Genomic DNA, 26,207 nt, shown 5'->3' with positions numbered 1-26,207 from the left:
TAAATACCCCTATTTCGTTAATTTGTGGCGGCAACCCTGTTCACAGCCTCTCCCTATCATGGCCCTCATCAAAAAGTCATGATGATGAGAGACAGCTATGAAAAAACTGTGGCACTTCCTGCGCACACCCAGCCGCCGCTGGTCGGTGCTGGCGCTGCTTCTGGCCGGCGTCGGGGTCACCCTGGCCGGTACCGTCGGCCTGCATTACGGCTTCGAGAAGACCAGCAGCCTCGAGTTCTGCATCTCCTGCCACTCCATGAAGGACACCGTCTATCCGGAGTACAAGGAGTCCATCCACTTCAAGAATGCCTCCGGCGTCCAGGCGGTCTGTACCGACTGTCACCAGCCGAAGGACTTTGTCGGCAAGGTGGCCCGCAAGATGGAGGCGGCCAACGACCTCTATCAGGAGTTCATAGGCCACAGCATCGACACCCAGGAGAAGTTCGAGGACAGGCGCCTGCACCTGGCCGAGAAGGTGTGGGCCCGGATGAGCAGCCAGAACTCCAAGACCTGCAAGTCCTGCCACAGCTACGACAACATGGATCACGCCAAGCAATCCCCCGCCGCCGCCCTGGCCATGAAGGATGCCGCAGCGAAGAACATGAACTGCATCGAGTGCCACAAGGGCATAGCCCACGAGCTGCCCAATATGGCGGGGGGCTTCCGGGCCACCTACGCCACCCTGGCCAGCGAAGCCCAGCAGGCGCCAGCCGGCGACACCCTCTACACCCTGGGTGAAAAAGATCTCTACGCCAGCGAGCAGAGCACTGATCCCGTCGGCAAGCTGCTGCCCGCCTCCCGCATCGACGTTATTGCCCGCAGCGGCGATCGCCTCAAGGTGACCATAGAGGGCTGGCGCGAGCGCGAAGGCAAGGGCCGGGTGCTGAGCGAATACATGGGCAAGCGGGTCTTCGTGGCCACAGTCCGTGACGAGCTGAAAGCGAACGAGAAAGTGCTCAAGCAGGAGACCGACAGCGCCACCCATATCCAGTGGGAGCAGGTGCAGGTGCAGGCCTGGGTCGATGGCAAGGGGCTCGAGCCCTCCCTCAAGCCCATCTGGGATTATGCCGGCGAGATGTACAAGTCCACCTGCAACTCCTGCCACGGCGCGCCGGACCCGGCTCACTTCACCGCCAACGGCTGGATCTCGGGGCTCAAGGCGATGTCTGCCTACTACCGCCTCAGCAAGGAAGAAGAGCGCACCCTGCTCAAGTACCTGCAAAACCATGCCGCCGATACCGGTGGTCAGGGCAGCCACTAAGTCCGGATTCGAAAGAGGAATAACAAGATGATCAACATTTCCCGTCGTGGTTTTCTGGGTGGCTTGCTGGCCAGCGGTGCCTCTGCCCTGATCGGCCCCTCCCTGCTCGGTCGCGCCGTGATGGCCGCCGAGTCCGGCGACAAGCTGGTGCAGTCCGGCTCCCACTGGGGCGCCTTCCGTGCCCGGGTGGTGGATGGCCGCTGGGTCGAGACCCTGCCGTTCGAGCATGACAAACACCCCACCGAGATGCTCAAGGCCTTGAGTGAAGTGGTCTACAACCCCTCCCGCATCCGCTACCCCATGGTGCGGCTGGACTGGCTGCGCAAGGGCCACCAGTCCGATACCAGCGAGCGCGGCCAGAACCGCTTCGTGCGGGTGACCTGGTCCCAGGCGCTGGACTTCTTCTATCACGAGCTGGAGCGGGTGCAGAAAACCCATGGCCCGAGCGCCCTCTATGCCGGTCACTCCGGCTGGCAGTCGGTGGGCAAGCTGCACTCCGCCGGCGCCATGCTGGGGCGCGCCATGAACCTGCACGGCACCTATCTGGCCAAGGCCGGTGACTACTCCACCGGCGCCGCCCAGGTGATCCTGCCCCACGTGGCGGGCGCCATGGAGGTGTACGAGCAGCAGACCTCCTGGCCGCTGGTGCTGGAGCACAGCAAGACTATCGTCATCTGGGGTTCTGACCCCATCAAGAACCTGCAGGTGGGCTGGCTGGTGCCGGATCACAGCGTCTACGACTACTGGGCACAGCTCAAAGAGAAGGTGGCCAAGGGCGAGATCCGGGTGATCAGCGTCGATCCGGTCAAATCCAAGACCCAGAAGTACCTCAATTGCGATCAGATAACCCTGAACCCGCAGACCGACGTGCCGCTGATGCTGGGCATCGCCCACAGCCTCTACAGCGAGAAGCGTCACGACGAGGCGTTCCTCAAGAACTACACCACCGGCTTTGACAAGTTCCTGCCCTACCTGCTGGGCACCAGCGACGGTCAGGTGAAGGATGCCGAGTGGGCCGCCGCCATCTGTGGCGTCCCTGCCGAGACCATCCGCGAGCTGGCTCGCGCCATGACCAGTGGCCGTACCCAGCTCATCGGCGGCTGGTGCGTGCAGCGCATGCACCACGGGGAACAGTACGCCTGGATGCTGGTGGTACTGGCCTCGATGATTGGCCAGATCGGCCTGCCGGGGGGCGGTTACGGCTTTGGCTGGCACTACAACGGGGCGGGCACCATCACCTCCAGCGGCCCCATCATGTCCGGTTTCAGCTCTGTCATTCCCGGGGTCAAGCCGATCCATGACGGCGACTGGAAGGGTTACTCCAAATACATTCCGGTGGCCCGTTTCGTCGACTGCATCCTCAATCCGGGCAAACAGATCGCCTTCAACGGCCAGACCATCACCTACCCCCACATGAAGATGGCGGTGTTCTGCGGCAACAACCCCTTCCACCACCAGCAGGATCGCAACAAGATGGTCGCGGCCTGGCGCAAGCTGGAAACCGTGGTCAGCATCGATCACCAGTGGACCGCCAGCTGCCGCTTCGCCGACATAGTGCTGCCCGCCACCACCACCTATGAGCGGGATGACATCGAGCAGTGGGGCTCCCACTCCAACGCCGGCATTCTGGCCATGTACAAGGTGGTGGAGCCGCTGTTCGAGGCGCGCGATGACTACGACATCTTCGCCGATCTCTGCCGTCGCTTCGGTCGCGAGGCCGAGTTTACCGGCGGCAAGAGCAAGCTGGAGTGGATCCAGAGCATCTATGACGACGCCCGCCTGCAGGGTCGCGGCATCGGCATCCGTCTGCCCCGTTTCAGCCAGTTCTGGCACGGGGAAGGCTTCGTCACCTTCCCGGCGGGCCAGCCCTGGGTGCGTCACGCCTCGTTCCGTCAGGAGCCGGATCTGGAACCGCTGGGCACCCCGTCAGGCCTCATCGAGATCTACTCCAAGACCATAGCCGACTACGGCTATGGGGATTGCCCGGGCCACCCGGTCTGGATCGAACCCTACGAGCGCTCCCACGGCGGGCCGGGCAGCAAGCAGTATCCTCTGCACCTGCAATCCTGCCACCCGGACAAGCGGCTGCACAGCCAGCTCTGCTCCTCTGACAACTACCGCGCCACTTACACTGTGCAGGGCCGCGAGCCCGTCTATATGAACCCGCAGGATGCCCACTCCCGTGGCCTCAAGGACGGGGATCTGGTGCGGGTGTTCAACGGTCGCGGTCAGGTGCTGGCCGGTCTGGTGGTGAGCGAGGACTACGCCCCCGGGGTGGTCAGGATCCAGGAGGGGGCCTGGTATGGCCCGCAGGAGGGCGGCAAGGTGGGCACCCTCTGTACCTATGGTGACCCCAACGTACTGACCGCCGACATCGGCTCCTCCAGCCTGGCGCAGGCCACCACGGCCCACACAGCACTGGTGGAGATCGAGAAGTTCAGTGGACAGGCGCCCGCCGTCACCGCCTTCGGCGCGCCTGAGTCGGCCAAGGGCATAGACCCCATGTTCCCGGCGCTCTGACCCCGGGGGGACGAAAGCGCCCCCTTGAGTTTCCTTTATTTTTAAAGTCGTTAGAATCGGGAGCCATCAAGGCTCCCGATTGCCATCCACGGAGGAAAAATGCAGGAATTTATGGCTACCAGCGAACGCCGGGCCCAACTCTACTGGTGGTTCTCCACCCTGTTTGCCGCCGAACTCAGTGATGAGCAGATCGCCGAATATGACACCTATGACGTGCGAAGCTTCCTGAAAAGCCTCTCCACTCTGGATCCCATGCGCGAGGCCGTGGCCGAGCTCAATGACGCCATCGCCCGCCTGCTGGTGCGCACCGATCGCCAGCTCGAACTGGCGGCCGATTTTGCCGGCCTCTTCCTGGTCGATCCCAAGCAGGGGGCCCTGCCCTACGAGTCCCTCTACCGGGGCGAGGCCAAGCTGCTGATGCAGGCCCCCATGGCCGAGATGCAGGCCCGCCTGGATCGCCTCGGCATCAATGTCAGCGACAAGTACAAGGAGCCCGCCGATCACCTGGCCATAGAGCTGGATCTGATGGGCAACCTCATCATACACGCGGCGGAAGCGACCACGGCCGCCCAGCGGGAGAGCTGGCTCGGGGAGCAGGAAGCCTTGCTGCACGAACATCTGCTGGCCTGGTTCCCGCGCTTCGAGGCCGCCTGCCGCGCCGCCGACCAGTTTGGCTTCTACGGCGCCAGCGCCCGGCTGCTGGGGGTCTTCCTCACCATGGATGCCAACTACCTCAGCCTGGTCAAGCCGGCGCAGTCTGCCGACTAAGCCTCGAATGAAGACAGCTCTGCTTCTTATTGCATGCTGGCTGCTGGCCCTGATCCCGCTGGATCAGGGCCTGACCCCCCTCGCGGTCCTGCTGTTTCACCCGGACAGGGAACTGTACGGCGCCGCCCAGCTCACCGGCTTTGCCGGTATCCTGCTCACCCTCTACCTCGCCAATCTGGGCGTCGAGGTGGTGCTGCGCCGCCGCTTCCAGATAGCGGGCATGCTGACCCTGCTGGTGGCCTGGATAGACTTCATCAACAGCAGCGGCAGCGAGTCGCACTTCCTGCTGCTCTACCTGCTGGCCCTGCCGTTCCACCTGCTCGGCTGGCTGGTACTGGTGCGCGGCATTCAGGCATTCGGCCGCCAGAAAGGCTGACATCCCGTTGATTTAACATCACTCCCAGACTTTTTCTCCCTCTTGAAACTTCCTGCCATACTGACACAGTCGTCTAAATGACAAAGAAATCAATTCAGGAGCCTCCATGGAAAAAGTGCTACCCGAATCGGTTCAGACACTGCATTTGTCAGGCCCGTTATCCCTTCATGAATGGCAACAACTGTTCGAGCTGGCACCCTTTGGGATAGGGGTCTTCGATCGTGACTTCAGGTGCCGTGGCGTCAACGGTATCTTCACCGAGCTGAGCGGTCTGGCCCAGGGGGATCACCTCGGCAAGACGCTGTTCGACATCACGCCGGCCCAGGCCCCCATGCTGCTCCCCCGGCTCAAGCAATTGCTCCATGGCGTCCCCCGGGCCGAGCTGGATCTGGGCTGCATCCATGTCTCCCGCCCCGGCGGGCCGAGGCGCTGGCAGATGAGCTGCAGCCCCCTGGTGGATGCCGCTGGGATCTTCAATGGCATCTTCCTCATCGCCCGCGATCTCACCCAGGATCCCCGCGCCTACCTGGGCGTGACCCGCTTCACCGGGGAGATCCAGGAGACCAGCAACCAGCACGCACAGCGGCTCTACCAGGCGGAAGCCAGGCTCCACCACCTCTCCTATCACGACCCCCTCACCGATCTTGGCAACCGCAACCTGTTGCAGGAGCGGCTCGAACTGGAGATAGAGACGGCCCGCCTGAACAAGCAGGCCCTCGCCCTGCTGTTCATCGATCTCGACGGCTTCAAGCTGATCAACGACAACCTGGGACACAGCGCCGGGGATCTGCTGCTCAAGCTGCTGGCACAGCGCATCCGCCACAGCCTGCGCCCGGGGGATCTCGCCACCCGGCTAGGCGCAGACGAGTTTCTGGTGCTGCTTCCCGACGTCCGGCAGCCCCAGGACCTGGTGGAGCTGATCGAGCGGCTGCAACACAGGCTCCACGATCCGGCCGACATAGGGCAGGAGCGGGTGAGGCTCTCGGCCAGCATAGGCGTCGCCCTCTACCCGGAACATGGCCTGACCCCGGACAGCCTCATCAGTGCGGCGGACAATGCCATGCATGAGGCCAAGCGCCGGGGCCGCAACGGCTATCTGTTCTACTCTCCCGACATGATGACCCAGATGAGGGAGCGGATGGCCCTGGAGCAGGGGCTGATCAAGGCCATGGAGCAGCAGCAGTTCCGCCTGCTGTACCAGCCCATGACGGATCTGGCCAATGACAGCCTCAGCGGCCTCGAGGCCCTGGTGCGCTGGCAGCACCCGAGCGAGGGTATGATTTCTCCCGCCCGCTTCATTCCGGTGGCCGAGGAGTGCGGTCTGATTGAGCAGTTGGGGGAATGGGTGATGCGCACCGCCTGCCAGCAGGGACAGCGGTGGCTGGCGGAGGGGTTCGCCGTGCCCAGGTTGTCCGTCAATGTGTCGGTCAGGGAGATGCGATCCCCCGACTACGTGGACAGGGTCACCGCCATCCTGGCGCAGACCGGCTTCCCGGCAGAGCGGCTGGAGATAGAGGTCACCGAGAGCATCATCCAGAGCGTGGATCAGAGCCTGAGTCTCTTTACCCGCCTCAAGGCGCTGGGAGTACAGATCGCCATCGACGACTTTGGCACCGGCTTCTCCTCCCTGAGCCTGCTCAAAAGCCTGCCCATAGACCGCATCAAGATAGACAGGGCCTTCGTCCAGGCGCTGCCCGACGACAAACACAGCCGGGAGCTGTGCCGCACCATAGTCAGCCTGGCCGACAGCCTCGGCATGGCGGTCACGGCGGAAGGCATAGAGACCCAACCCCAGCGCCAGTTCCTGCAGTCTCTGCGCTGCGAGGAGGGCCAGGGCTACCTGTTCAGCCACCCCCTGTCAGAACCCCACATGACCTCCATGCTCGCCCCCCAGCGCTGACGGCGGTCGCCTCAAGGGATCCAATGAAGAAGGGAGCGCCAGGCTCCCTTCTCTTTATTCCCTTCAGCTTGCTCCCGTCAGGGCCTGTTCACAGGCGCCCCTCCTCCTCTCGTCGCTATCCAAAAGTCTAATTGCCCTCCCGTGCCAAAGGTATAAGTTGTTACTCAATCATTACAAAAATGTATTCACAGGAGTGAGAGATGAGCGAGAGCAAGGTCTATCCGGTCAAGGCCCACATAGGTAGCGACGCCCTGCTGGACAAGGAAGGTTATGAAGCCATGTACCTAGCGTCGGTGCAGAACCCGGACGCCTTCTGGGGGGAGCAGGGCAAGATCCTCGACTGGATGACCCCCTACACCCGTGTCAAGAACACCTCCTACGATCCGGGCCACGTCTCCATCAAATGGTACGAGGATGGCCTGCTCAACGTGTCGGCCAACTGCCTGGATCGCCATCTGGCCGAACGGGGTGACAAGGTCGCCATCATCTGGGAAGGGGACAACCCGGCCGAGGATCGCAAGCTGACCTATCGCGAGCTCCACGGCGAGGTGTGCAAATTTGCCAACGTGCTCAAAGCCCAAGGGGTCAAGCGCGGTGACATGGTTTGCCTCTACATGCCCATGGTGCCGGAGGCGGCCATCGCCATGCTGGCCTGTACCCGCATCGGCGCCGTGCACAGCATCGTCTTCGGCGGCTTCTCGCCGGAGGCCCTCTCGGGTCGCATCATAGACTCGGGCTCCTCCATCGTCATCACAGCCGACGAGGGCCTGCGCGGCGGCCGCCCCATCCCCCTCAAGAAGAACGTGGATGAGGCGCTCACCCACCCGGATAGCCGGGTCAACAAGGTCATCGTCCTCAAGCGCACCGGCGGCAAGGTCGCCTGGCATGACCACAGGGACATCTGGTGGCACGACGCCGTCGCCGCTGCCAGCCCGGATTGCCCGCCCGAAGCCATGGGCGCCGAGGATCCCCTGTTCGTGCTCTACACCTCGGGCTCCACCGGCAAGCCCAAGGGAGTGCTGCACACCACGGGCGGCTACCTGGTCTATGCCGCTCTCACCTTCAAGTACGTGTTCGACTATCACGAAGAGGACATCTACTGGTGTACCGCCGACGTGGGCTGGGTCACCGGTCACTCCTACCTGGTCTACGGGCCGCTCGCCAACGGCGCCACCACCCTCATGTTCGAAGGGGTGCCCAACTACCCGGCCACCAACCGCATGAGCCAGGTGGTGGACAAGCACCAGGTCAGCATCCTCTATACCGCACCCACCGCCATCCGCGCCCTGATGGCCAAGGGCAAGGAGGCCATCGAAGGCACCTCCCGCGCCAGCCTGCGCATCATGGGATCTGTGGGGGAACCCATCAACCCGGAAGCCTGGGAGTGGTACTACCGCACCATAGGCGACGAGCGCTGCCCCATAGTCGACACCTGGTGGCAGACCGAGACCGGCGGCATCCTGATCAGCCCCCTGCCCGGCGTCACCGCCCTCAAGCCCGGCTCCGCCACCCGTCCCTTCTTCGGGGTGCAGCCGGCCCTGGTGGACAACCTGGGTGAGCCGCTGGAGGGTGCCACCGAGGGCAACCTGGTGATCACCGACTCCTGGCCGGGCCAGATGCGCACCGTGTTCGGCGATCACGAGCGCTTCGAGCAGACCTACTTCTCCACCTTCCCCGGTCGCTACTTCACCGGCGACGGTGCCCGTCGCGACCAGGATGGCTACTACTGGATCACGGGGCGGGTGGATGATGTACTGAACGTCTCCGGCCACCGCATGGGTACCGCCGAAATTGAATCGGCCCTGGTGGCCCACCCCAAGATAGCCGAGGCGGCCGTGGTGGGCGTCCCCCACGAGATCAAGGGTCAGGGCATCTACGCCTATGTCACCCTGATCGCCGGGGAGGAGCCGAGTCGCGAGCTGCATAAGGAAGTGAAGGAGTGGGTTCGCAAGGAGATAGGCGCCATCGCCACCCCGGATGTGATCCACTGGGCCGAAGGGTTGCCCAAGACCCGTTCCGGCAAGATCATGCGCCGGATCTTGCGCAAGATTGCCACCGGCGAGACCGACAGCCTGGGGGATATCTCCACCCTGGCGGATCCAGGTGTGGTGGACAAACTTATCCGCGAGAAGTCAGAGGCGGCATGATCATGCGCTCCATAATGCAGCGCAAGATCGCCACCGGCGAGACCGACAGCCTGGGGGATATCTCCACCCTGGCGGATCCGGGCGTCGTGGACAAACTTATCCGCGAGAAGTCGGAAGCGGCCTGAGTCCTCTCCCACCTCTCTCGACAAAGCCGGCCTTGTGCCGGCTTTGTCGTGTCTGGAAAGCCTGAAGAGGCGGGCGCTGCGGCAGAGCGGCTCCGCGCACCAACATGCTTAATAAATGGCCAGATGTAGAGATTAGACCAGTAAAATGCTGCTAATTTTCACGAAATCAATATAATTGCGAAATCTGTGTGCCAGGGCACACCGAATTGTGCAGAAAGTGGCTAGATTTTTGGTGGTCCACAGATAGCTGATAGATAGCAGCATAATCATCGAGGATGTACTCAATATGTCGCAACATCACCGAATTCTCCTGCTCAACGGCCCCAACCTGAATCTGCTGGGCAAGCGGGAGCCGGGAATCTACGGCAGCAAGACGCTCGATGAGATCCTCGCCGATCTGAGCCAGTACGCCAACGAGCTCGGTGTCACCCTGGAACACCTGCAATCCAATGCCGAACATGAGTTGGTCGGCCGCATCCATCAGGCCATGGGCCAGGTGGATTTTATCATCATCAACCCGGCCGCCTTCACCCACACCAGCGTCGCCCTGCGCGATGCCCTGCTGGGCGTGGCCATCCCCTTTATCGAGGTTCACCTGTCAAACGTTCATGCCAGGGAACCCTTCCGTCATCACTCCTATCTGTCTGATGTCGCCAAGGGGGTCATTTGTGGGCTGGGTGCCGATGGCTACCAATTCGCTTTAACCGCGGCCGTGCATCAATTGCGCGCGGCTTGATAATCACTGATCAGATAAAGAAGAAAGAGAATGCTAATGGATATCCGCAAAATCAAGAAGCTGATTGAACTGGTTGAAGAGTCCGGCATCGCCGAGCTGGAAATCTCCGAAGGGGAAGAGTCCGTTCGCATCAGCCGTAATTTCTCCGGCCAGGTTAGCGTTGCCCCGCAGATGATGATGCAGCCGGCACAGGTTCAACAAGCCGCCGCTCCGGTCGCCGCTGCCGCCCAGGCCGCCGCCCCTGCTGCCGACGCCGCCCCGAGTGGCCATCTGATGCGCTCCCCCATGGTGGGCTCCTTCTACCGCTCCTCCAGCCCGGAAGCCAAGCCGTTCGTGGAAGTCGGTCAGCACGTCAATGTCGGCGACACCCTGTGCATCGTCGAAGCCATGAAAATGATGAACCAAATCGAGTCTGACAAGGCCGGTGTGATCAAAGCGATCCTGGTTGAAAATGGTCAGGCCGTCGAATTTGACGAGCCGCTGTTCATCATCGAATAAGGGAAGACGCCACCCATGTTGGACAAAGTAGTCATCGCCAACCGCGGTGAAATTGCCCTGCGGATCCTGCGCGCCTGCAAAGAGCTCGGGATCAAGACAGTGGCCGTTCACTCCACTGCCGATCGGGAGCTCAAGCATGTGCTCCTGGCCGACGAAACCATCTGTATCGGCAAACCCGCCAGCGGTGAGTCCTACCTCAACGTGCCGGCCATCATAGCCGCCGCCGAGGTGACCGGTGCCGTCGCCATCCACCCGGGCTACGGCTTCCTCTCCGAGAACGCCGACTTTGCCGAAGTGGTCGAGAAATCCGGCTTCATCTTCATAGGCCCGCGCGCCGAAACCATTCGCCTGATGGGTGACAAGGTTTCCGCCATCGAGGCGATGAAGAAGGCGGGCGTACCCTGCGTACCCGGCTCCGACGGTCCGGTGGACAACGATGCCAAGCGCAACGCCACCATCGCCAAGCGGATCGGCTACCCCGTGATCATCAAGGCCGCCGGTGGCGGTGGTGGTCGTGGCATGCGCGTGGTGCGCAACGAGTCAGAGCTGGCCGCCGCCATCGCCCTGACCAAATCCGAAGCGGGCCAGTTCTTCAAGAACGACATGGTCTACATGGAGAAATACCTGGAGAACCCGCGCCACATCGAGATCCAGGTGCTGGCAGACGGCCAGGGTACCGCCCTCTATCTGGGTGAGCGGGACTGCTCCATGCAGCGCCGTCACCAGAAGGTGGTGGAAGAGGCACCGGCACCCGGTATCACCGAAGAGATGCGCAAGTTCATCGGTGAGCGCTGCGTGCGCGCCTGTCTCGAAATCGGCTACCGCGGTGCCGGTACTTTCGAGTTCCTGTACGAGAACGGCGAGTTCTACTTCATCGAGATGAACACCCGGATCCAGGTCGAGCACCCGGTCACCGAGATGGTCACCGGCGTGGATCTCATCAAGGAGCAGCTGCGCATCGCCGCCGGCCAGCCCCTGTCGATCACCCAGCAGGACATCCGCATCCGTGGCCATGCCATCGAATGCCGGATCAACGCCGAAGATCCGGCCACCTTCATGCCGTCTCCAGGTCTCATCCAGCGCTTCCACGCGCCGGGTGGTCTGGGTGTGCGTTGGGAATCCCACATCTATGCGGGTTACAAGGTGCCGCCCTACTACGATTCCATGATCGGCAAGCTGATCTGTTACGGCGAGAACCGTGACATCGCCATCGCCCGCATGCGTCACTCTCTCGACGAGCTGGTGGTGGAAGGGATCAAGACCAACATCGCCCTGCAAAAAGAGATCATGAAGGACGAGAACTTCCAGCACGGTGGTACCAACATCCACTACCTGCACAAGAAGTTGGGTCTGTAAGGACTCTTCAACAGAGATTGTCCGGTCCCTCCGGATCGGCAACGAAAAAAGGGCCATGGCGACATGGCCCTTTTTTGTTATCCTTGCGCCCCTCAAAATTGTCGGAGGCCAAGGTGAATCGTTTCGCGCTCGCCCGTCGGGAAGCAGCCCTCTGTCTGTTGCTGACCCTGCTCTATTTCGTTGCCTGGTATGGCACCGCTTATTTCATCCCGGAAGAGCTGGAACTCTGGGATATGCCGCTCTGGTTCCTGCTCAGCTGCATGCTGATGCCACTGCTGTTTATCGGCCTGTGCGCGCTCATGGTGGACCGCCTGTTCATCGACATTCCTCTCGACACCGAGGAGCCTCCCCATGAATCCTGAGCCGCGCTGCGAATCCATGACGCCCCGGTTGAGCGAGATCAACCTGTCTATCGACACAACGCTCGACACCGAGGAATCTCTCCCATGAATCCTGAGCCGCGCTGCGAACCCATGACGCCCCGGTTGAGCGAAATCAACCTGTCTATCGACACAACGCTCGACACCGAGGGATCTCTCCATGAATCTTGAGTTGATGCTTCCCCTCGTCATCTACCTGGTGCTGGTGCTGGGGGTCGGCTTCTGGGCCGGTCGCCACCGCGCCGGTGGTGACTTCGTGCAGGAGTACTTCATCGGCAACCGCAGCATGGGCGGCCTGGTGCTGGCCATGACCCTGGTGGCCACCTACACCTCGGCCTCCTCCTTTATCGGCGGGCCCGGTGCCGCCTACAAGATAGGGTTGGGCTGGGTGCTGCTGGCGATGATCCAGCTGCCCACCGTCTGGCTCACCCTGGGGGTGCTTGGCAAGAAGTTCGCCATCATAGCCCGTCGGGTCAATGCGGTGACCATCAACGACATGCTGTGGGCCCGTTACCGCAGCAAGTGGGTGGTGGTACTGGGCTCGGTGACCATCATCCTCGCCTTCATCGCCACCATGGTGGTGCAGTTCATCGGCGGGGCCCGCCTGCTGGAAACCGCCACCGGCCTCAGCTACCAGCAGGGGCTCTTCCTGTTTGCCAGCTGCGTGCTGCTCTACACGGTGATCGGCGGCTTTCGCGCCGTGGTGATGACGGATGCCCTGCAGGGGATCATCATGCTGATAGGCACGGGTGCCCTGCTGGCGGGGATACTGATTGCCGGTGACGGCCTGCCGAACCTCATCCACCAGCTCAAGGTGATAGATCCCAAGCTGGTGAGCCCGACCGGCGCCGGTGACATGCTGACCCAGCCCTTCATGCTGAGCTTCTGGATCCTGGTCTGCGTCGGTGTGGTGGGGCTGCCCCACTCGGCCCTGCGCTGCTTCGGCTACCGCGACAGCAAGGCGCTGCACAGAGGCATCCTCATCGGCACCGTAGTCAGCGCCCTGCTGATGCTGGGCATGCACCTGGCCGGCGCCCTGGGCCGCGCCATCCTGCCCGGCATGGACAGCCCGGACAAGATCATGCCCTCCCTGATGATGGAAGTGCTGCCCCCCTGGCTGGCGGGGGTCTTCCTGGCAGCGCCGATGGCGGCCATCATGTCCACCATAGACTCCCAGCTGATCCAGGCCTCGGCGACCCTGGTCAAGGATCTCTACCTCAACTACCTCAATCCTCGCCAAGAAAAGCTGGAGGTGCGCATTCCACGGCTCTCCCTGCTCTGCACCCTGATCCTCGGCACGCTAGTGCTGCTGGCGGCGCTGCAGCCTCCCGAGATGATCATCTGGCTCAACCTGCTCGCCTTCGGCGGTCTGCAGGCGGTCTTCCTCTGGCCCCTGGTGCTCGGCCTCTACTGGTCGCGGGCCAATGGCCCCGGGGCGCTGGCCAGCATGGTGTCAGGCATTGTCTGCTACGGGGCCTTGAGTCAGTGGGGGATCAAGCTGGCCGGCCTGCACGCCATAGTGCCCAGCCTGGGGCTCGGGCTGGTGGCCTTCATCCTGGTCAGCCTGCTGACCCCGCCCCCGGATCAGTCGGTTCGCCGATTGTTTGATCAGAAATAAGAAAGGGGCCAATAAAGGGACTCGCACCTATTCCCAAATGGGTGCGAGTGGGTAAAATGTGCGCCACGTCACAAAATGCCGCGCCCTTATGCCAGTTCAGAACGCCAGAAAGATCCTGACCCAGTCCCTGCAACGGCTCGGTTATGCCCTGTTGCTGCCCGTTTCCATTTTGCCGCTGGCGGCCCTGCTCTATCGGCTCGGCCAGCCGGACGTGCTGGATCTGGCGGTGCTCTCCCTGGCCGGACGCGCCCTCTTCAGTCAGATGCCGCTCATCTATGCGGTGGCCATCGCCTTCGGGCTGAGCCGGCAGGGGCAAGGGGCGCAGGCCCTGGCCGGCGCTGTCAACTTCCTGCTGCTGAGCTCGGCGCTCGCCACCCTGCAGCCCGGCCTGCATGCGGACATGATCTGCGGCCTGCTGGCGGGCCTGACCACGGCCATGGTCTGTTCCTGGACCCGCAGCCTCTCCCTCCCCGGCTGGCTGCGGCCGCTGCAGGAGGAGCTGCCCGGCCTGCTGCTCTCGGCCCTGGCCAGCCTGTTGCTGGTCGTGCCCCTGGCCCTGCTCTGGCCCCTGCTGGAGCAAGGCATCACACTGCTCGCCTCCGATCTCCTCACCACGCCGTTTGGCGCCTTCTGCTATGGCGTGCTGAACCGGCTGCTGATCCCCCTCGGCCTGCACCAGGTGCTGGGCAGCCTGATGGGGCTGGGGGAGAGCAACCTGCAGGCGCTCTCCGCCGCCCAGCCGCTGCACGAGGGCTATGTGGCGGGTCTCTATCCCGTCATCATGTTCGGTCTGCCCGGCGCCTGTTTTGCCATCTGGCTCCATCGCCAGCGGATGCGGCGCCTGCCGCAGGGAGGCTTGCTGCTCACCCTGGCGCTCACCTCGGCTCTGGTGGGGATCACCGAACCCATCGAATTCCTGTTCGCCTTCACCGCCCCCTGGCTGTTCCTGGCCCATGCCCTGCTGACCGGGCTGTCGCTGGCCATCTGCAGCGGGCTCGGCATCCAGGTGGGCAGTTACTTCTCCGCCGGGCTGCTGGATCTGGTGCTCAGCTACGGCTCAGGTGAGCACAGTTTCTGGCTCATTCCCCTCGGCATACTGTTCTTCGTCATCTATGCCCTGGTCTTCTCCCGGCTGCTTGAATACGCCCCCCTCAGCCTGCCGAGCAAGCCCATCGCCGAGGATCTGCCCCAGCTCGCGGCCGTGGCCCCCACGGATCCGCAGATGCTGGCCATCCAGTACCTCAAGATGCTGGGGGGCATGGACAACCTGCAGGCCATGAGCGTCTGCCTGACCAGGCTCAGCCTGCGGGTGCGGGAGATGGCCCTGGTGGATCAGTCCCGTCTGGCCAGGCTCGGCTGCCTCTCCTGGATAATCCTGAATGACCATCAGCTGGTGCTGGTGCTGGGCCCCAACGCCGGCCTCATCGAGGGGCAGATCCGCATGCTGGCAGAGCGCCAGTCGGTCCCCCTCGGTCTCGAGCCCGGTCAGGCCCCCCTCAGCCAGCACCGCTGATCAGGCGAAGGGCAGCCTTTCGGCGACGAAGTCCATCAGGCTGCGCAGGGCGGGCGCCAGATGCTCGCGGCTCGGATAGATGAGGTAGAAGGGATTGGGCGGTATGGGGTGAGCCGGCAGCACCTTCAGCAGGCGCCCCGCCGCCAGATCCTCCCGGCAGACGTGATCCGGCAACAGGGCTATTCCCCCCTCGTGGAGCGCCAGCTCCCTCAGCGCCAGCAGGCTGTTGCTGAGGCAGGCACCCTGAGGTCGCCAGCCCCCCTCCTGCAGTGGCCACACCGGCAGCGCCCCATGCACCAGGCAGGCATGGCCTCCCAGCTCCGTCAGTTGCTGCGGCGTGCCGTGGCTCGCCAGATAACCCGGGGCCGCCACCAGATGGCGCGCCACCTGGCCGATGCGCCGGCAGATGAGGCTGGAGTCTTTCAGCGGCGCCGCTCGCAGCGCCAGATCGTAACCCTCCCCCACCAGATCCAGCTGCTCGTCACTCAGGGTCAGCTCCAGTACCACTTCGGGGTAGAGGGCGCGAAACTGGGCCAGGATCCGGCCAAGCAGCAGGGTGCCCGTGGCCTCGGGGGCTGTGATCCGCACCCGGCCTGCCGGGGCCGAGCGCAGCCTGGCCATGGCCAGATTGGCGCTTCTCGCCAGGGCCAGCAGGGACTGGCAATGCTCCACATAGACCTCTCCCAGGGGGGTGAGGCTCAGTCTGCGGGTGGTGCGCTGCAACAAGCGCACCCCGAGCTGGGACTCGAGGCGCGAGATCTTCTGGCTCACCGAGGACTTGGGCATGCCGAGCACCTCGGCCGCCCCGGTAAAACTGCCCTGCTCCACCACGGTAGCGAATAGCCCCATCAACTCCAGTTCGACATTGTTCATATATACAAACAGTCTGTCCTAATTACCCATCTTAATCTGAATAATCAACCAGACTAGACTCTCTGGCAACCCCACTCATACCGATTTGAAAGGAACTGCCATGAAAGCCATCGCCCTCACCCATTATCTGCCAAGCGATCACCCCCACTGCTTCATCGAGACCGAGCTGCCGGATCCGACCCCGGGCCCGCGCGACCTGCTGGTACGGGTCAAGGCCACCTCCATCAACCCGGTCGACACCAAGGTGCGCGCCCCCAAGGCCAAGGTTGAAGCCACCCCCCGCGTGCTGGGCTGGGATGCCGTGGGGGAAGTGGTGGCCGCGGGCAGCGAGGTGACCCTGTTCAAGGCGGGGGACAGAGTCTGGTATGCCGGCGACATCAGCCGCCCCGGCAGCAACAGCGCCCTGCAACTGGTGGATGAGCGCATCGCCGCCCTCGCCCCCAAGACCCTGAACGATCTGGAAGCCGCCGCCTTGCCGCTGACCGCCATCACCGCCTGGGAAACCCTGTTCGAGCGCATCGGCCTCACCAGCGAAAGTACCGGGCGACTGCTTATCATAGGTGGCGCCGGCGGCGTCGGCTCCATTGCCATCCAGCTGGCCCGCCAGCTCACCAGGATGGAAGTGATCGCCACCGCCTCCCGGCCTGAAACCCGTGACTGGTGCCTGGCCATGGGCGCCCACCAGGTAGTGAGTCATCACAAGCTGCAAGAAGAGCTGGCCGGCCTTGGCATCAGCCAGCTCGATGCCATCTTCTGCACCAATGCCACCGAGCAGCATTGGAACGCCATGGCGAGCCTCATTCGCCCCTTCGGCCACATCTGCACCATCGCCGAGTCCAGCGAGCCCTGGGATCTGGGCCTGCTCAAGGCCAAGAGCGTCACCTTCAGCCAGGAGTTCATGTTTACCCGCTCCCTGTTCCAGACCCCGGACATGATAGAGCAGCACAAGCTGCTCGGCCGGGTCGCCGCCCTGCTGGACCAAGGGGTGCTCAAGAGCACGCTCACTCGTACCCTGCCCGAACTTGCCCCGGCCAGCCTGGCACAGGCCCATCGCGAGCTGGAAGCAGGCCGCATGGTGGGCAAGCTGGTGATCGACATGAGCGGCTTCGCCAGCTAAGCCTCCCTGCAGCCATGCAACCTATTCCCTTATAGGTAAAAAATGCACCATCATGGGGTGAGATCACCAGTGACAAGCCCCAAGAGTGCACAGCCCCGCCGCCAATCTGCGCCCCTGGCGGGGCCTTCCCCCCGAAAAAACCATAAAAAAGAGGCCATCCCGCCGGGATGGCCCTCAAAACCTGAACGTTGGGGTAACAATCACACACATATCCTTATGCAGGACATGTGTAACTTTGCAGATTGCGTGCCAATGTCTGCTTTTACCCGCAAAATGACCATTTTTCGGCGCGCCGGCATAAAAAAAGCCACCCTAAGGTGGCTGAAAAAGATGACGGAACTTCATAGAGCAAAGCATTCAGCGGGAACAAGTTGCTTCCCGTCACCCAGTAAGGAATACATTAACCGTGCCAACTTGGCAGAGTTGCCTTCCTTCCCCATCCCATCATGGGCAAACCACGACAGCACAGGCCCATGATGATAGAATCCCGCGGTTTCACATTTATGAAGAGTCGACCCCATGCCCTGGATACAAATTCGAATCAACGCCACCGCCAAGACCGCGGACAAGGTGAGCAACATGCTGCTGGGGCGTGGAGCCCAGGCGGTGACCTTTATGGATGCCCAGGATGTGCCCGTTTACGAGCCGCTGCCTGGTGAAACGCCGCTCTGGGGCGAGACCGAGGTGATGGGGCTGTTCGATGCCGAAACCGATCCGGCGCCCACCATCGCCTTCTTCCAGCAGATCTTCGGGGAAGACGTCGGCTACAAGGTCGAGCAGCTGGAAGACAAGGACTGGGTGCGCGAGTGGATGGATCACTTCCACCCCATGCAGTTCGGCGAGCGGCTCTGGATCTGCCCGAGCTGGCGCGACGTCCCCAACCCGGATGCGGTCAACGTCATGCTGGATCCGGGCCTGGCCTTCGGTACCGGCACCCACCCCACCACGGCGCTCTGCCTGCAGTGGCTGGACGGGCTGGATCTGGCCGGCAAGACTGTGGTCGACTTCGGTTGCGGCTCCGGCATCCTTGGTATCGCCGCCCTGAAGCTGGGCGCCGCCCGTGTCATCGGCATCGACATAGATCCGCAGGCTATCCAGGCCAGCCATGACAACGCCGAGCGCAACGGCGTCGCCGGCCAGATCGAGCTCTATCTGCCGGCGGATCAGCCGCAAGGGGTGGAAGCGGACGTGGTGGTGGCCAACATACTGGCCGGCCCGCTGCGCGAGCTGGCACCGCTTATCGCCGGCCACGGCAAGCCCGGCAGCCTGATGGCACTCTCCGGCGTACTGGAGAGCCAGGCCCCGGAGCTGGAGACCATCTACGGTCAGTGGTTCGACATGGACCCGACCGCGGTGAAGGAAGAGTGGTGCCGCCTCTCAGGCCGCAAGCACGACTGATTGCAAGAGGCCATCACTGTGGCAACACTGCGGCCGCAAACACGGCTGATAACAACAGTCATCCTCTATATCTGCAGCAGCATACCAACAAGGGCACCCCAGGGTGCCCTTGTTGTTTCCGGCGCCAGCTGCGCGCCCTTTCGCCCACTCTGGGGAGAGCTTCACGCTTCTCTGCCTCTCGATGACTTATCCTCTCTTCCTCCATTCCATTGAGGCCCAGCCATGACCGAATACGAAAAGATGCTAGCCAGCCAGCCCTACAACTGCATGGCCCCCGAGCTGGATCTCCTGCGCCGGGAGACGGCGCGCCGCTATCGCAGCTTCAATCGCGCGGACGAGGAGGAGCAGCTGGCGCTGCTCAAAGAGATCGTCGGCGAGCTGGCAGAAAGCGCCTTTATCTGCCCGCCCCTCTACTGCACCTATGGCCGCCACATCCATCTTGGCGAGCGCAGCTACATCAACATGGGGGCCACCCTGCTGGACAACGCGCCTATCCGCATCGGCACGGACGTCATGATAGGGCCGAACGTGCAGATCTATACCGCCGCCCACGCCCTGGACGCCGATGAGCGCATCCTGGGGGTAGAGACGGCGCTGCCGGTCACCATAGAAGACAGGGTCTGGATCGGCGGTGGCGCCGTACTGCTGCCTGGGATCACCATAGGGCGGGAGGCCATAGTCGGCGCGGGCGCCGTGGTGACCAGAGATGTCCCGGCCGGAGCCCGGGTGGTGGGCAACCCGGCCCGTATCCTGCCCGCCAGGGACAAGATGCCAGTGACCAAGAGCCAGGGGCAAAAATGCCCATCAACATAAAGCCCGATATCATCAAGGCCCGTGAGACGGTAAAAAGAGGCCGCCCAGAGGCGCAGAGGGGCTGGGCTGAAGCACAACACCGCCCATAAAAAATAAAGCCCAATGTCATAACGACGTTGGGCTGTAAAAAGGTGCTACGGAATTGCGACTCTCATCGCAGAAAATTAGAAGGGGTCACCTTCTAAACTGGCAATGGGATAATAACGGGGCGCAAACGTTTTACGTAGGGTAATCAACCAGGATTGAGAACAGCCTCTCACTATTCAAAAAATTCCCAGGCAAGCCCGAACTCCCTCTTGGCAAGTTTCCATTTATCAGTACAGCCTGCCATCATTTTGGGGTAAATAAAAAAGCCCTGAATAATCAGGGCCTTTCTGCACTGTCCCTGGCTTAGAAGCGACGAACGAAGTCAGCGATAGGCAACTCGCGCAGCTTGCGCGCCTCCAACATGGGGGTGCCCAGGTAGAGGAAGCCCACCAGTTGATCCTCCGGTGCCAGCCCCAGCCCCTGATTGATCACCTCGTCGAAGATGAACCAGCCGGAGCGCCAGATGCCGTTGAACCCCTGTGCCTGGGCCGCCATCTGCATCGCCATCAGGGCGCAGCCGGCAGAAAGCTCCTGCTCCAGCCTGGGCACCTTGGGGTGCGCCTGATAACGGGTCGCGACGGCCACCACCAGGGGCGCTCGCAGGGGCGCCTCACTGCACTTCTTGATGCTCTCGTCATCCTCGCCCCGGGCGCGAGCCGCGTCCGCCAGCAGGGCACCCAGTCGCTCGCGCCCCTCCCCTTCAAACAGGATGAACTGCCAGGGGGTCAGGGTGCCGTGATCCGGTGCCCGCAGGCCGGCCTTCAGAATATTGTCGAGCACCTCGCCACTCGGGGCCGGTGTGGTCAGACGGCCACAGGAGTGGCGGTTGAGTAACAGGGAGAGGGCATCCATGGTCAGTTCCTTATCAGGGGGCAATGATGGCGCTACCTTAGCACAGCCCGAAGGGGAGCACAGCCAGGGCCGGCCCGCGCCACCAATAGAAACCCCCTGATAGTCAGGGGGTTATCATCATGCTGTACGCCAAGGCCAGGGCGCTAGATAACGGACGCCAGCTCGGCCCCCTGGCGGATGGCGCGCTTGGCATCCAGCTCCGCCGCCACATCGGCACCGCCTATGATGTGCACCGGCTTGCCCGCCGCCTGCAGACCGGCCTGCAGCTCCCGCAGGGGCTCCTGTCCGGCGCAGATGATCACCTGATCCACCGGCAGGCACTGCTTGGCCTCGCCCACCTGGATGTGCAGCCCCTCGTCGTCGATGCGCAGATATTGCACCCCGGAGAGCATCTGCACCTTGCGGTTCTTGAGCACGGTTCTGTGGATCCAGCCTGTGGTCTTGCCAAGGCCATCGCCCACCTTGCTCTCCTTGCGCTGGAGCAGCCAGATCTGGCGCTCGGGGGCGTCGATCACCGGCGTCATCAGACCGCCGCGCTCACCCAGGCTCTTGTCGATGCCCCACTCCCTGAGCCAGTGATCACGATGATGATCCGCGCTCCCCTCCGCCTTCTTCTCCACCAGGAACTCGGCCACGTCGAAGCCGATGCCACCAGCCCCGATCACCGCCACCTTGTCACCCACCGGCTTGTGATCCCGCAGCACGTCGAGGTAACTCAGCACCTTGGGATGATCGATGCCGGGAATGTTGGGGGTGCGCGGGCGAATGCCGGTGGCGAGGATCACCTCGTCAAAACCGCCGCCAAGCAGGCTCTCGGCGCTCTGGCGCTGGCCGAGATAGAGCTCGACGCCGCACTTCTCCAGCCGCCTGGCGAAGTAGCGCAGGGTCTCGTGAAACTCCTCCTTGCCCGGGATCTGCTTGGCGAAGTTGAACTGGCCGCCTATGGTCGGCGCCTGATCGAACAGGCTCACCTGATGGCCACGCTCGGCGGCGTAGCAGGCGAACGCCAGCCCGGCCGGCCCGGCCCCCACCACCGCCAGCTTCTTGGGCTGGGGCACCCGGCCAAACGTCAGCTCGGTCTCGAAACAGGCGCGGGGATTGACCAGGCAGGAGGCGCGTTTTTGCTTGAACACGTGATCGAGGCAGGCCTGGTTGCAGGCGATGCAGGTGTTGATCTCGTCCGCCCGGTTCTCGGCGGCCTTGATGACAAACTCGGGATCCGCCAGGAAGGGGCGCGCCATGGAGACCATGTCCGCCTCCCCCTGCGCCAGGATGCGCTCGGCCACCTCGGGGGTGTTGATGCGGTTGGTGGTGATAAGTGGCACCTTGAGGTGCTTTTTCAGCTCGGCGGTCACCCAGCTGAAGGCGCCCCGCGGCACGCTGGTGGCTATGGTGGGGATGCGCGCCTCGTGCCAGCCGATGCCGGTGTTGATGAGGCTCACCCCGGCTTGCTCCAGCGCTTTCCCGAGCGCTATCACCTCCTCCAGGGAGGAGCCCTTCTCCACCAGATCCAGCATGGAGAGACGGAAGATGATGATGAAGTCGGTGCCGACCCGCTCGCGAATGGCCCGCACTATTTCCAGCGGGAAGCGCATGCGGTTTTCGCTGCTGCCGCCCCAGCCGTCGCTGCGCTGGTTGGTGCGCTCGCAGATGAACTGGTTGATGAGATAACCTTCCGACCCCATCACCTCGACCCCGTCATAGCCCGCCGCCTTGGCGAGGGCCGCGGTCGAGGCGAAGTCCCGTATGGTGCCACGGATCTGCCGCTCGCTCATGGCCCGCGGCTTGAACGGAGAGATGGGAGCCCTGATGGCGCTCGGTGCCAGGCTGAACGGATGGTAGGCATAGCGACCGGCATGGAGGATCTGCAGGGCTATCTTGCCCCCCTCCTGATGCACGGCGCCGGTCACCTTCTTGTGCTTGGCGACCTGCCAGGGGAAGCTGAGCTGGGAGCCATGGGGAACCAGGCGCCCCCGCAGATTCGGCGCTATGCCGCCGGTGACTATGAGGGCGACACCGCCGCGGGCGCGCTCGGCGTAGAAGGCGGCCAGCTTGTCAAAGCCCCCCTTCTCCTCCTCGAGGCCGGTATGCATGGAGCCCATCAGCACGCGGTTTTTTAGCTGGGTAAAACCGAGATCCAGGGGGGTCAGCAGCGTTGGATAAAGGCTCATGACGCACTCCTTTTCGAGGCAGACACACAGGATGCCGCCAGCACATGGTGACGCAAGAGGGGACAGCGGGGGGTCAGCAGGGTGGGGTAGCGGCTCACAGGGCCTCCAGTTAATTTTTTGTTATCAAATTGAGGCTAGAGTAAAGAATCGAAAATCCTTTTTCAAACAAATGTTTGGACATTTTTTCGGCGAACAGCCGTATCCCGAAGCCAGGGGGAGCGATCGCGGCCAAGCGAAAATGGCAATTGGCGGGTCAACTGGTTAATAATGCCCTTCTCTACCCATTAACAGGGCGTTAGCACGGCTATGTCTATTTTCAAAGGTCTGGGGTGGCTGTTTCGCAGCCTCTGGCGTCTGCTCAACTTTACCCGCTTGATGCTGGTCAATCTGCTGTTTCTCATCGTCGTGCTGGTCATCGCCTTCAGCCTCAACCAGAGCGAGACCCCAAGCACCCCCATAGAGGGCGCCCTCACCCTCAATCTCGCAGGCGTGCTGGTGGAACAGCGCACCCAAACCGATCCGACGGTGCAGCTGCTGAGACAGATGGAGAAGAGCGACGATCAGCCCAGTGAAATCGTCCTCTCCGACCTGCTGTGGGCCATCAAGAGCGCCGGAGATGACGATCGCATCAAGGCGCTGGTGATCAAGCCCCAAGGACTGCAGGGGGCCAGCCTCTCCAAGCTACAGGAGGTGGCGAGCGCCATAGACGCATTCAAGGAGAGCGGCAAGCCGGTCATCGCCATGGCCGACTACTACAGCCAGGGCGCCTACCTGCTCGCCGCCCATGCCGATCACGTGCTGCTCAACCAGAGCGGCGCCGTGCTGATCGAAGGCTTTGGGGTCTACCAGACCTACTTCAAGTCGGCGCTGGAGAAGCTCAACGTCACCCCCCATGTGTTCAAGGTCGGCACCTACAAATCCTTCGTCGAGCCCTATACCCGTGACGAGATGTCCCCCGAGAGCAAGGAGGCGAACCAGCGCTGGCTGGATCAGCTGTGGCAATCCTATGTCACCGACGTGGCCGAGCAGCGGGAGATAGAACCGGATTCGGTCGCGCCAGACAAGGATCACTTCCTCGAGCTGCTGCGCAAGGCCGGTGGCAATGCTGCCAGCTACGCCCTCGACAACGGTCTGGTGGATCAGCTCGCCACCCGCGACGAGATGACCCAGGCGGTCATCAAGGAGGTGGGCGAGAGCGAGGATCACGGCTGGAAAGGGGTCGGGCTGAAAGAGTATCTGGCCGCCATCCCCGAGCAATATCCCCAGAGCGGCAAGGATGAGGTGGGCCTCATCACCGCCAGCGGCGCCATCATGGACGGGATCCAGCCGGCCGGCACCATAGGCGGTGACAGCCTCTCCGAGCTGCTGGCCGAGGCCCGTCGCGACGACCAGATCAAAGCCGTGGTGCTGCGGGTCGACAGCCCGGGGGGCAGCGCCTTCGCCGCCGAGCAGATCCGTGCCGAGCTGCTGGCCCTGAAACAGGCGGGCAAGCCGGTGGTCATCTCCATGGGCAGCTACGCCGCCTCGGGGGGTTACTGGATCTCCGCCGATGCGGACAAGATCTTCGCCTCCCCCACCACACTCACCGGCTCCATCGGGGTGTTCGGCATGTTCGCCACCATCGACAAGGCGCTCTCCCAGTACGGGGTGCACACCGACGGCGTCGGCACCACCGACTTCGTGGGGGTCGGGCTGACCCGGGCCCTGCCGGAGCACGTCGGTCAGGCCATCCAGCTGAGCGTGGAAGACACCTATCAGCGCTTCGTCGGTCTGGTCGGCAAGGGCCGTGGCCTGAGCCCGGAAGAGGCGGAGAAAGCCGCCGAAGGCCGGGTCTGGACCGGTCAGGATGCCAAGGAGCTGGGACTGGTTGACGAGTTCGGCAACCTGGACGACGCCCTCAAGGCCGCCGCTGAGCTCGCCAACCTCAAGAGCTGGCAGGTCACCCCTATAGCGCCGGAAGAGTCGGCAAGGGACAAGTTCCTGCGCGAGCTGTTTGACAGCAGCGCCCAGGCGCTGGCCCCGCACCTGCAAAGCTGGCTGCCCGCAGGATTGGGCAAGGCGCTGGTGGAGATGAACCGCAGCCTGGACCCGCTGACCCGCTTCAATGACCCGCAAGGCACCTACGCCTTCTGCCCGGTCTGCGTGCCCTGAGACTGACAGTGTGCCGAAAACAAATAAACCGCCGAATGGCGGTTTATTTGTCTTGGTAACGCCTTGCTGTCAGCTCAGCAACCCGGCCTCTGCCCAGTGCTGCAACTCGGCCAGTACCCGGGTCTCGCGCACAGTCCACTGGGGGCAAGGGCCGGCCAGCTGGGTCTTGTTGGTCTGCAGGGCCTCTTCCAGGGCGAACCAGCCCGGGGTGAAGCCAAGACGTATCTCGTAGGGCTGGGGGTGCGGCTCGCACCAGTCCTCCCCCACCTGGCAGAGGTAATAGAAGGAGCGGATGCAGTAGGCGTCGTAGTCGGCCTCGCGGGCGGCGCGAAACTCCCGGGTCTGCCCGAGCAGCAGACCTACGGCCACCAGCTCGGCGCCGCACTCTTCCCGCAGCTCCCGGGCCAGGGCCGTATGGTGGCACTCCCCCACCTCTATGCCGCCCCCGGGGAACATGAGATCCCCGTTGACGCGAGAGTGCACCAGCAGCAGTTCATCCCCGCGCATCACCACGGCCCTGACCGTGGTCCGCTCGAGCACCCTCCCCTCGCAGGGGACCTGACCATGGACGAGGCGGATGTCGAAGGCATGGGCCCACTCAAGGGCGCCGGATGGCAGCGGTATCATGGGGCCTGGTAGCTCCCTTGTCTGAGCGCCTCGACTATGGTGGCGGCCGCCTGATCCAGCCTCTCCTGCTGCTCCTTGCCGATGGCGTGGTAGATCCCGAGACGGGTGGACGAGACCTCGGGGGTCTCCTGAAACGACTCGCTCACCTTGCCCCACTGATAGGCCAGATCAAACGCCTTCTGCCCCATGTAGAGGGTGCTGAGGGCGGTGAGGATCCGGCTGTTGACCTTGTCCCCTTCCCCATAGAGGGAGAGGGCGTGATGCATCAGGCCGATGGCCTTCTGGGGCTCGCTCTTGGCATAGATGCCCCCCAGGGCCAACTGCAACTCCGGCTCCTCGAGGGCGGGGGTGCCTTCCAGCGCCAGGAAGCTGGCACGGGCCGCTGGATTGGTGTTGTTGGTCCAGTGCCAGAGCAGCAGATAGGGATCCTGGGAGCCACGGGTCTGGGCATCCAGCTGCTCCAGCTGAGCGCCGGCGGCCAGCATGCCCTCCACCCTGGGGCTCTTCTGCTCGCGGGCCCGCTTGTATTCGATGTTGGTGGAGTGTTCGGCGCACTGGAGGTAGCGCTCCAGGTCACGCATCAGCGCGTATCTGTGCCTGTCCGTGCCCTCCTCCTGGAGGTAGTAGCGGGCGCGGATGACATCGCTGCGCTCATGGCGACACCAGCCGTCGTCCACCAGATCCGCACAGAGCGCCGGAGACTGGGTGCAGATGTTGTGGATCCTGTCGTCATCGCAGGCCATCAGCGTCAGACAACAGGCGAGGGGGAGCAGTAACGGACGCTGTGAGAATAGGGTCATGGTTCACATCTGGTTGGTAACAATCGCAACCCGCCCTGGCCACCGCCAACTAGCAAACAGGCTACATATCCATTACAATGCGCGCGCCGTATAAGGCCGCGACTGCAGAATAATATAACG

The 26,207-nt window shown here is 63.0% G+C and carries 21 protein-coding genes and 2 pseudogenes; 18 read left to right on the top strand and 5 right to left on the bottom strand.

The window, feature by feature from the left end; translation table 11 throughout:
- Window positions 1–97: 97 nt before the first annotated feature.
- From torC to OC537_RS00845, 14 genes and pseudogenes are all read left to right on the top strand, one after another.
- Entirely contained in the window at window positions 98–1,261 is a 1,164-nt protein-coding gene (torC, locus tag OC537_RS00905; protein ID WP_262108538.1) for a pentaheme c-type cytochrome TorC, read from the top strand.
- Between the two features lie 27 nt (window positions 1,262–1,288).
- The gene (gene torA, locus OC537_RS00900) at window positions 1,289–3,781 is read left to right on the top strand and encodes a trimethylamine-N-oxide reductase TorA (protein WP_262108536.1); all 2,493 of its coding nucleotides are present in this window, start codon (window positions 1,289–1,291) and stop codon (window positions 3,779–3,781) included.
- A 99-nt stretch (window positions 3,782–3,880) separates the two neighbouring features.
- Window positions 3,881–4,549, top strand: coding sequence for a molecular chaperone TorD (torD, locus tag OC537_RS00895; protein WP_106887644.1), 669 nt, complete (start codon window positions 3,881–3,883; stop codon window positions 4,547–4,549).
- A gap of 7 nt (window positions 4,550–4,556) precedes the next feature.
- Window positions 4,557–4,925, top strand: a complete 369-nt coding sequence (locus OC537_RS00890) for a hypothetical protein (protein ID WP_106887645.1) — start codon at window positions 4,557–4,559, stop codon at window positions 4,923–4,925.
- Between the two features lie 106 nt (window positions 4,926–5,031).
- Window positions 5,032–5,424, top strand: a pseudogene (locus tag OC537_RS20645) (PAS domain-containing protein); the annotation flags it as partial.
- Window positions 5,425–5,517: 93 nt separating this feature from the next.
- Window positions 5,518–6,825, top strand: a pseudogene (locus OC537_RS00885) (putative bifunctional diguanylate cyclase/phosphodiesterase); the annotation flags it as partial.
- A 200-nt stretch (window positions 6,826–7,025) separates the two neighbouring features.
- Complete coding sequence (acs, locus tag OC537_RS00880) at window positions 7,026–8,972, top strand: acetate--CoA ligase (RefSeq protein ID WP_262108531.1); 1,947 nt, start codon at window positions 7,026–7,028, stop codon at window positions 8,970–8,972.
- A 2-nt stretch (window positions 8,973–8,974) separates the two neighbouring features.
- Complete coding sequence (locus OC537_RS00875; protein ID WP_262108529.1) at window positions 8,975–9,097, top strand: hypothetical protein; 123 nt, start codon at window positions 8,975–8,977, stop codon at window positions 9,095–9,097.
- A gap of 286 nt (window positions 9,098–9,383) precedes the next feature.
- Complete coding sequence (gene aroQ / locus OC537_RS00870) at window positions 9,384–9,833, top strand: type II 3-dehydroquinate dehydratase (protein WP_262108527.1); 450 nt, start codon at window positions 9,384–9,386, stop codon at window positions 9,831–9,833.
- A gap of 36 nt (window positions 9,834–9,869) precedes the next feature.
- Window positions 9,870–10,331 carry an acetyl-CoA carboxylase biotin carboxyl carrier protein gene (gene accB, locus OC537_RS00865; RefSeq protein WP_025326015.1) on the top strand — a complete coding sequence of 154 codons (462 nt, stop codon included), beginning with the start codon at window positions 9,870–9,872 and terminating at the stop codon, window positions 10,329–10,331.
- Between the two features lie 15 nt (window positions 10,332–10,346).
- Entirely contained in the window at window positions 10,347–11,687 is a 1,341-nt protein-coding gene (gene accC, locus OC537_RS00860; RefSeq protein WP_005326556.1) for an acetyl-CoA carboxylase biotin carboxylase subunit, read from the top strand.
- A 113-nt stretch (window positions 11,688–11,800) separates the two neighbouring features.
- The gene (locus OC537_RS00855; protein ID WP_041204435.1) at window positions 11,801–12,049 is read left to right on the top strand and encodes a YhdT family protein; all 249 of its coding nucleotides are present in this window, start codon (window positions 11,801–11,803) and stop codon (window positions 12,047–12,049) included.
- A gap of 178 nt (window positions 12,050–12,227) precedes the next feature.
- Complete coding sequence (gene panF, locus OC537_RS00850; RefSeq protein WP_139745186.1) at window positions 12,228–13,685, top strand: sodium/pantothenate symporter; 1,458 nt, start codon at window positions 12,228–12,230, stop codon at window positions 13,683–13,685.
- Between the two features lie 88 nt (window positions 13,686–13,773).
- On the top strand, window positions 13,774–15,198 hold the full coding sequence (locus tag OC537_RS00845; RefSeq protein ID WP_262108517.1) for a PTS transporter subunit EIIC: 1,425 nt from the start codon (window positions 13,774–13,776) through the stop codon (window positions 15,196–15,198).
- Here the strand turns inward: OC537_RS00845 and OC537_RS00840 are convergent, their stop codons facing one another.
- Entirely contained in the window at window positions 15,199–16,071 is an 873-nt protein-coding gene (locus OC537_RS00840) for a LysR family transcriptional regulator (RefSeq protein ID WP_262108515.1), read from the bottom strand.
- A gap of 100 nt (window positions 16,072–16,171) precedes the next feature.
- On the opposite strand from OC537_RS00840, the gene OC537_RS00835 reads away from it, so the two are divergent.
- The 3 genes from OC537_RS00835 (at window position 16,172) to OC537_RS00825 (ending at window position 19,399) form a co-directional block, all read left to right on the top strand.
- Window positions 16,172–17,188 (top strand): zinc-binding alcohol dehydrogenase family protein, encoded by a 1,017-nt coding sequence (locus OC537_RS00835; protein ID WP_262108513.1) that lies wholly within the window; start codon window positions 16,172–16,174, stop codon window positions 17,186–17,188.
- A 519-nt stretch (window positions 17,189–17,707) separates the two neighbouring features.
- The gene (gene prmA, locus OC537_RS00830; RefSeq protein ID WP_234568670.1) at window positions 17,708–18,586 is read left to right on the top strand and encodes a 50S ribosomal protein L11 methyltransferase; all 879 of its coding nucleotides are present in this window, start codon (window positions 17,708–17,710) and stop codon (window positions 18,584–18,586) included.
- Window positions 18,587–18,808: 222 nt separating this feature from the next.
- Window positions 18,809–19,399, top strand: a complete 591-nt coding sequence (locus OC537_RS00825; RefSeq protein ID WP_262108510.1) for a sugar O-acetyltransferase — start codon at window positions 18,809–18,811, stop codon at window positions 19,397–19,399.
- Window positions 19,400–19,789: 390 nt separating this feature from the next.
- On the opposite strand, the gene OC537_RS00820 is transcribed toward OC537_RS00825, so the two are convergent.
- A complete protein-coding gene (locus OC537_RS00820) occupies window positions 19,790–20,338 on the bottom strand; it encodes an NAD(P)H nitroreductase (protein WP_262108509.1) in 549 nt (182 codons plus the stop codon).
- Window positions 20,339–20,481: 143 nt separating this feature from the next.
- Window positions 20,482–22,509, bottom strand: coding sequence for an NADPH-dependent 2,4-dienoyl-CoA reductase (locus OC537_RS00815; protein WP_262108507.1), 2,028 nt, complete (start codon window positions 22,507–22,509; stop codon window positions 20,482–20,484).
- Window positions 22,510–22,815: 306 nt separating this feature from the next.
- Here OC537_RS00815 and sppA point away from each other — a divergent pair, with 306 nt between their 5' ends.
- Window positions 22,816–24,660, top strand: a complete 1,845-nt coding sequence (sppA, locus tag OC537_RS00810) for a signal peptide peptidase SppA (protein ID WP_262108505.1) — start codon at window positions 22,816–22,818, stop codon at window positions 24,658–24,660.
- Between the two features lie 69 nt (window positions 24,661–24,729).
- Here the strand turns inward: sppA and OC537_RS00805 are convergent, their stop codons facing one another.
- Together OC537_RS00805 and OC537_RS00800 are read right to left on the bottom strand one after the other, a co-directional pair.
- Complete coding sequence (locus OC537_RS00805; RefSeq protein WP_262108503.1) at window positions 24,730–25,287, bottom strand: NUDIX domain-containing protein; 558 nt, start codon at window positions 25,285–25,287, stop codon at window positions 24,730–24,732.
- Complete coding sequence (locus tag OC537_RS00800; protein WP_262108501.1) at window positions 25,284–26,087, bottom strand: DUF2989 domain-containing protein; 804 nt, start codon at window positions 26,085–26,087, stop codon at window positions 25,284–25,286. Before OC537_RS00800 ends, OC537_RS00805 begins: the two co-directional genes overlap by 4 nt.
- Window positions 26,088–26,207: the final 120 nt, after the last annotated feature.

It is taken from the genome of Aeromonas sp. Marseille-Q5825, assembly GCF_946892685.1.
GTDB lineage: Bacteria > Pseudomonadota > Gammaproteobacteria > Enterobacterales > Aeromonadaceae > Aeromonas > Aeromonas rivipollensis.
Note: the sequence above shows the minus strand (reverse complement) of the source record. Positions and strands in the feature narration are given on the sequence as shown.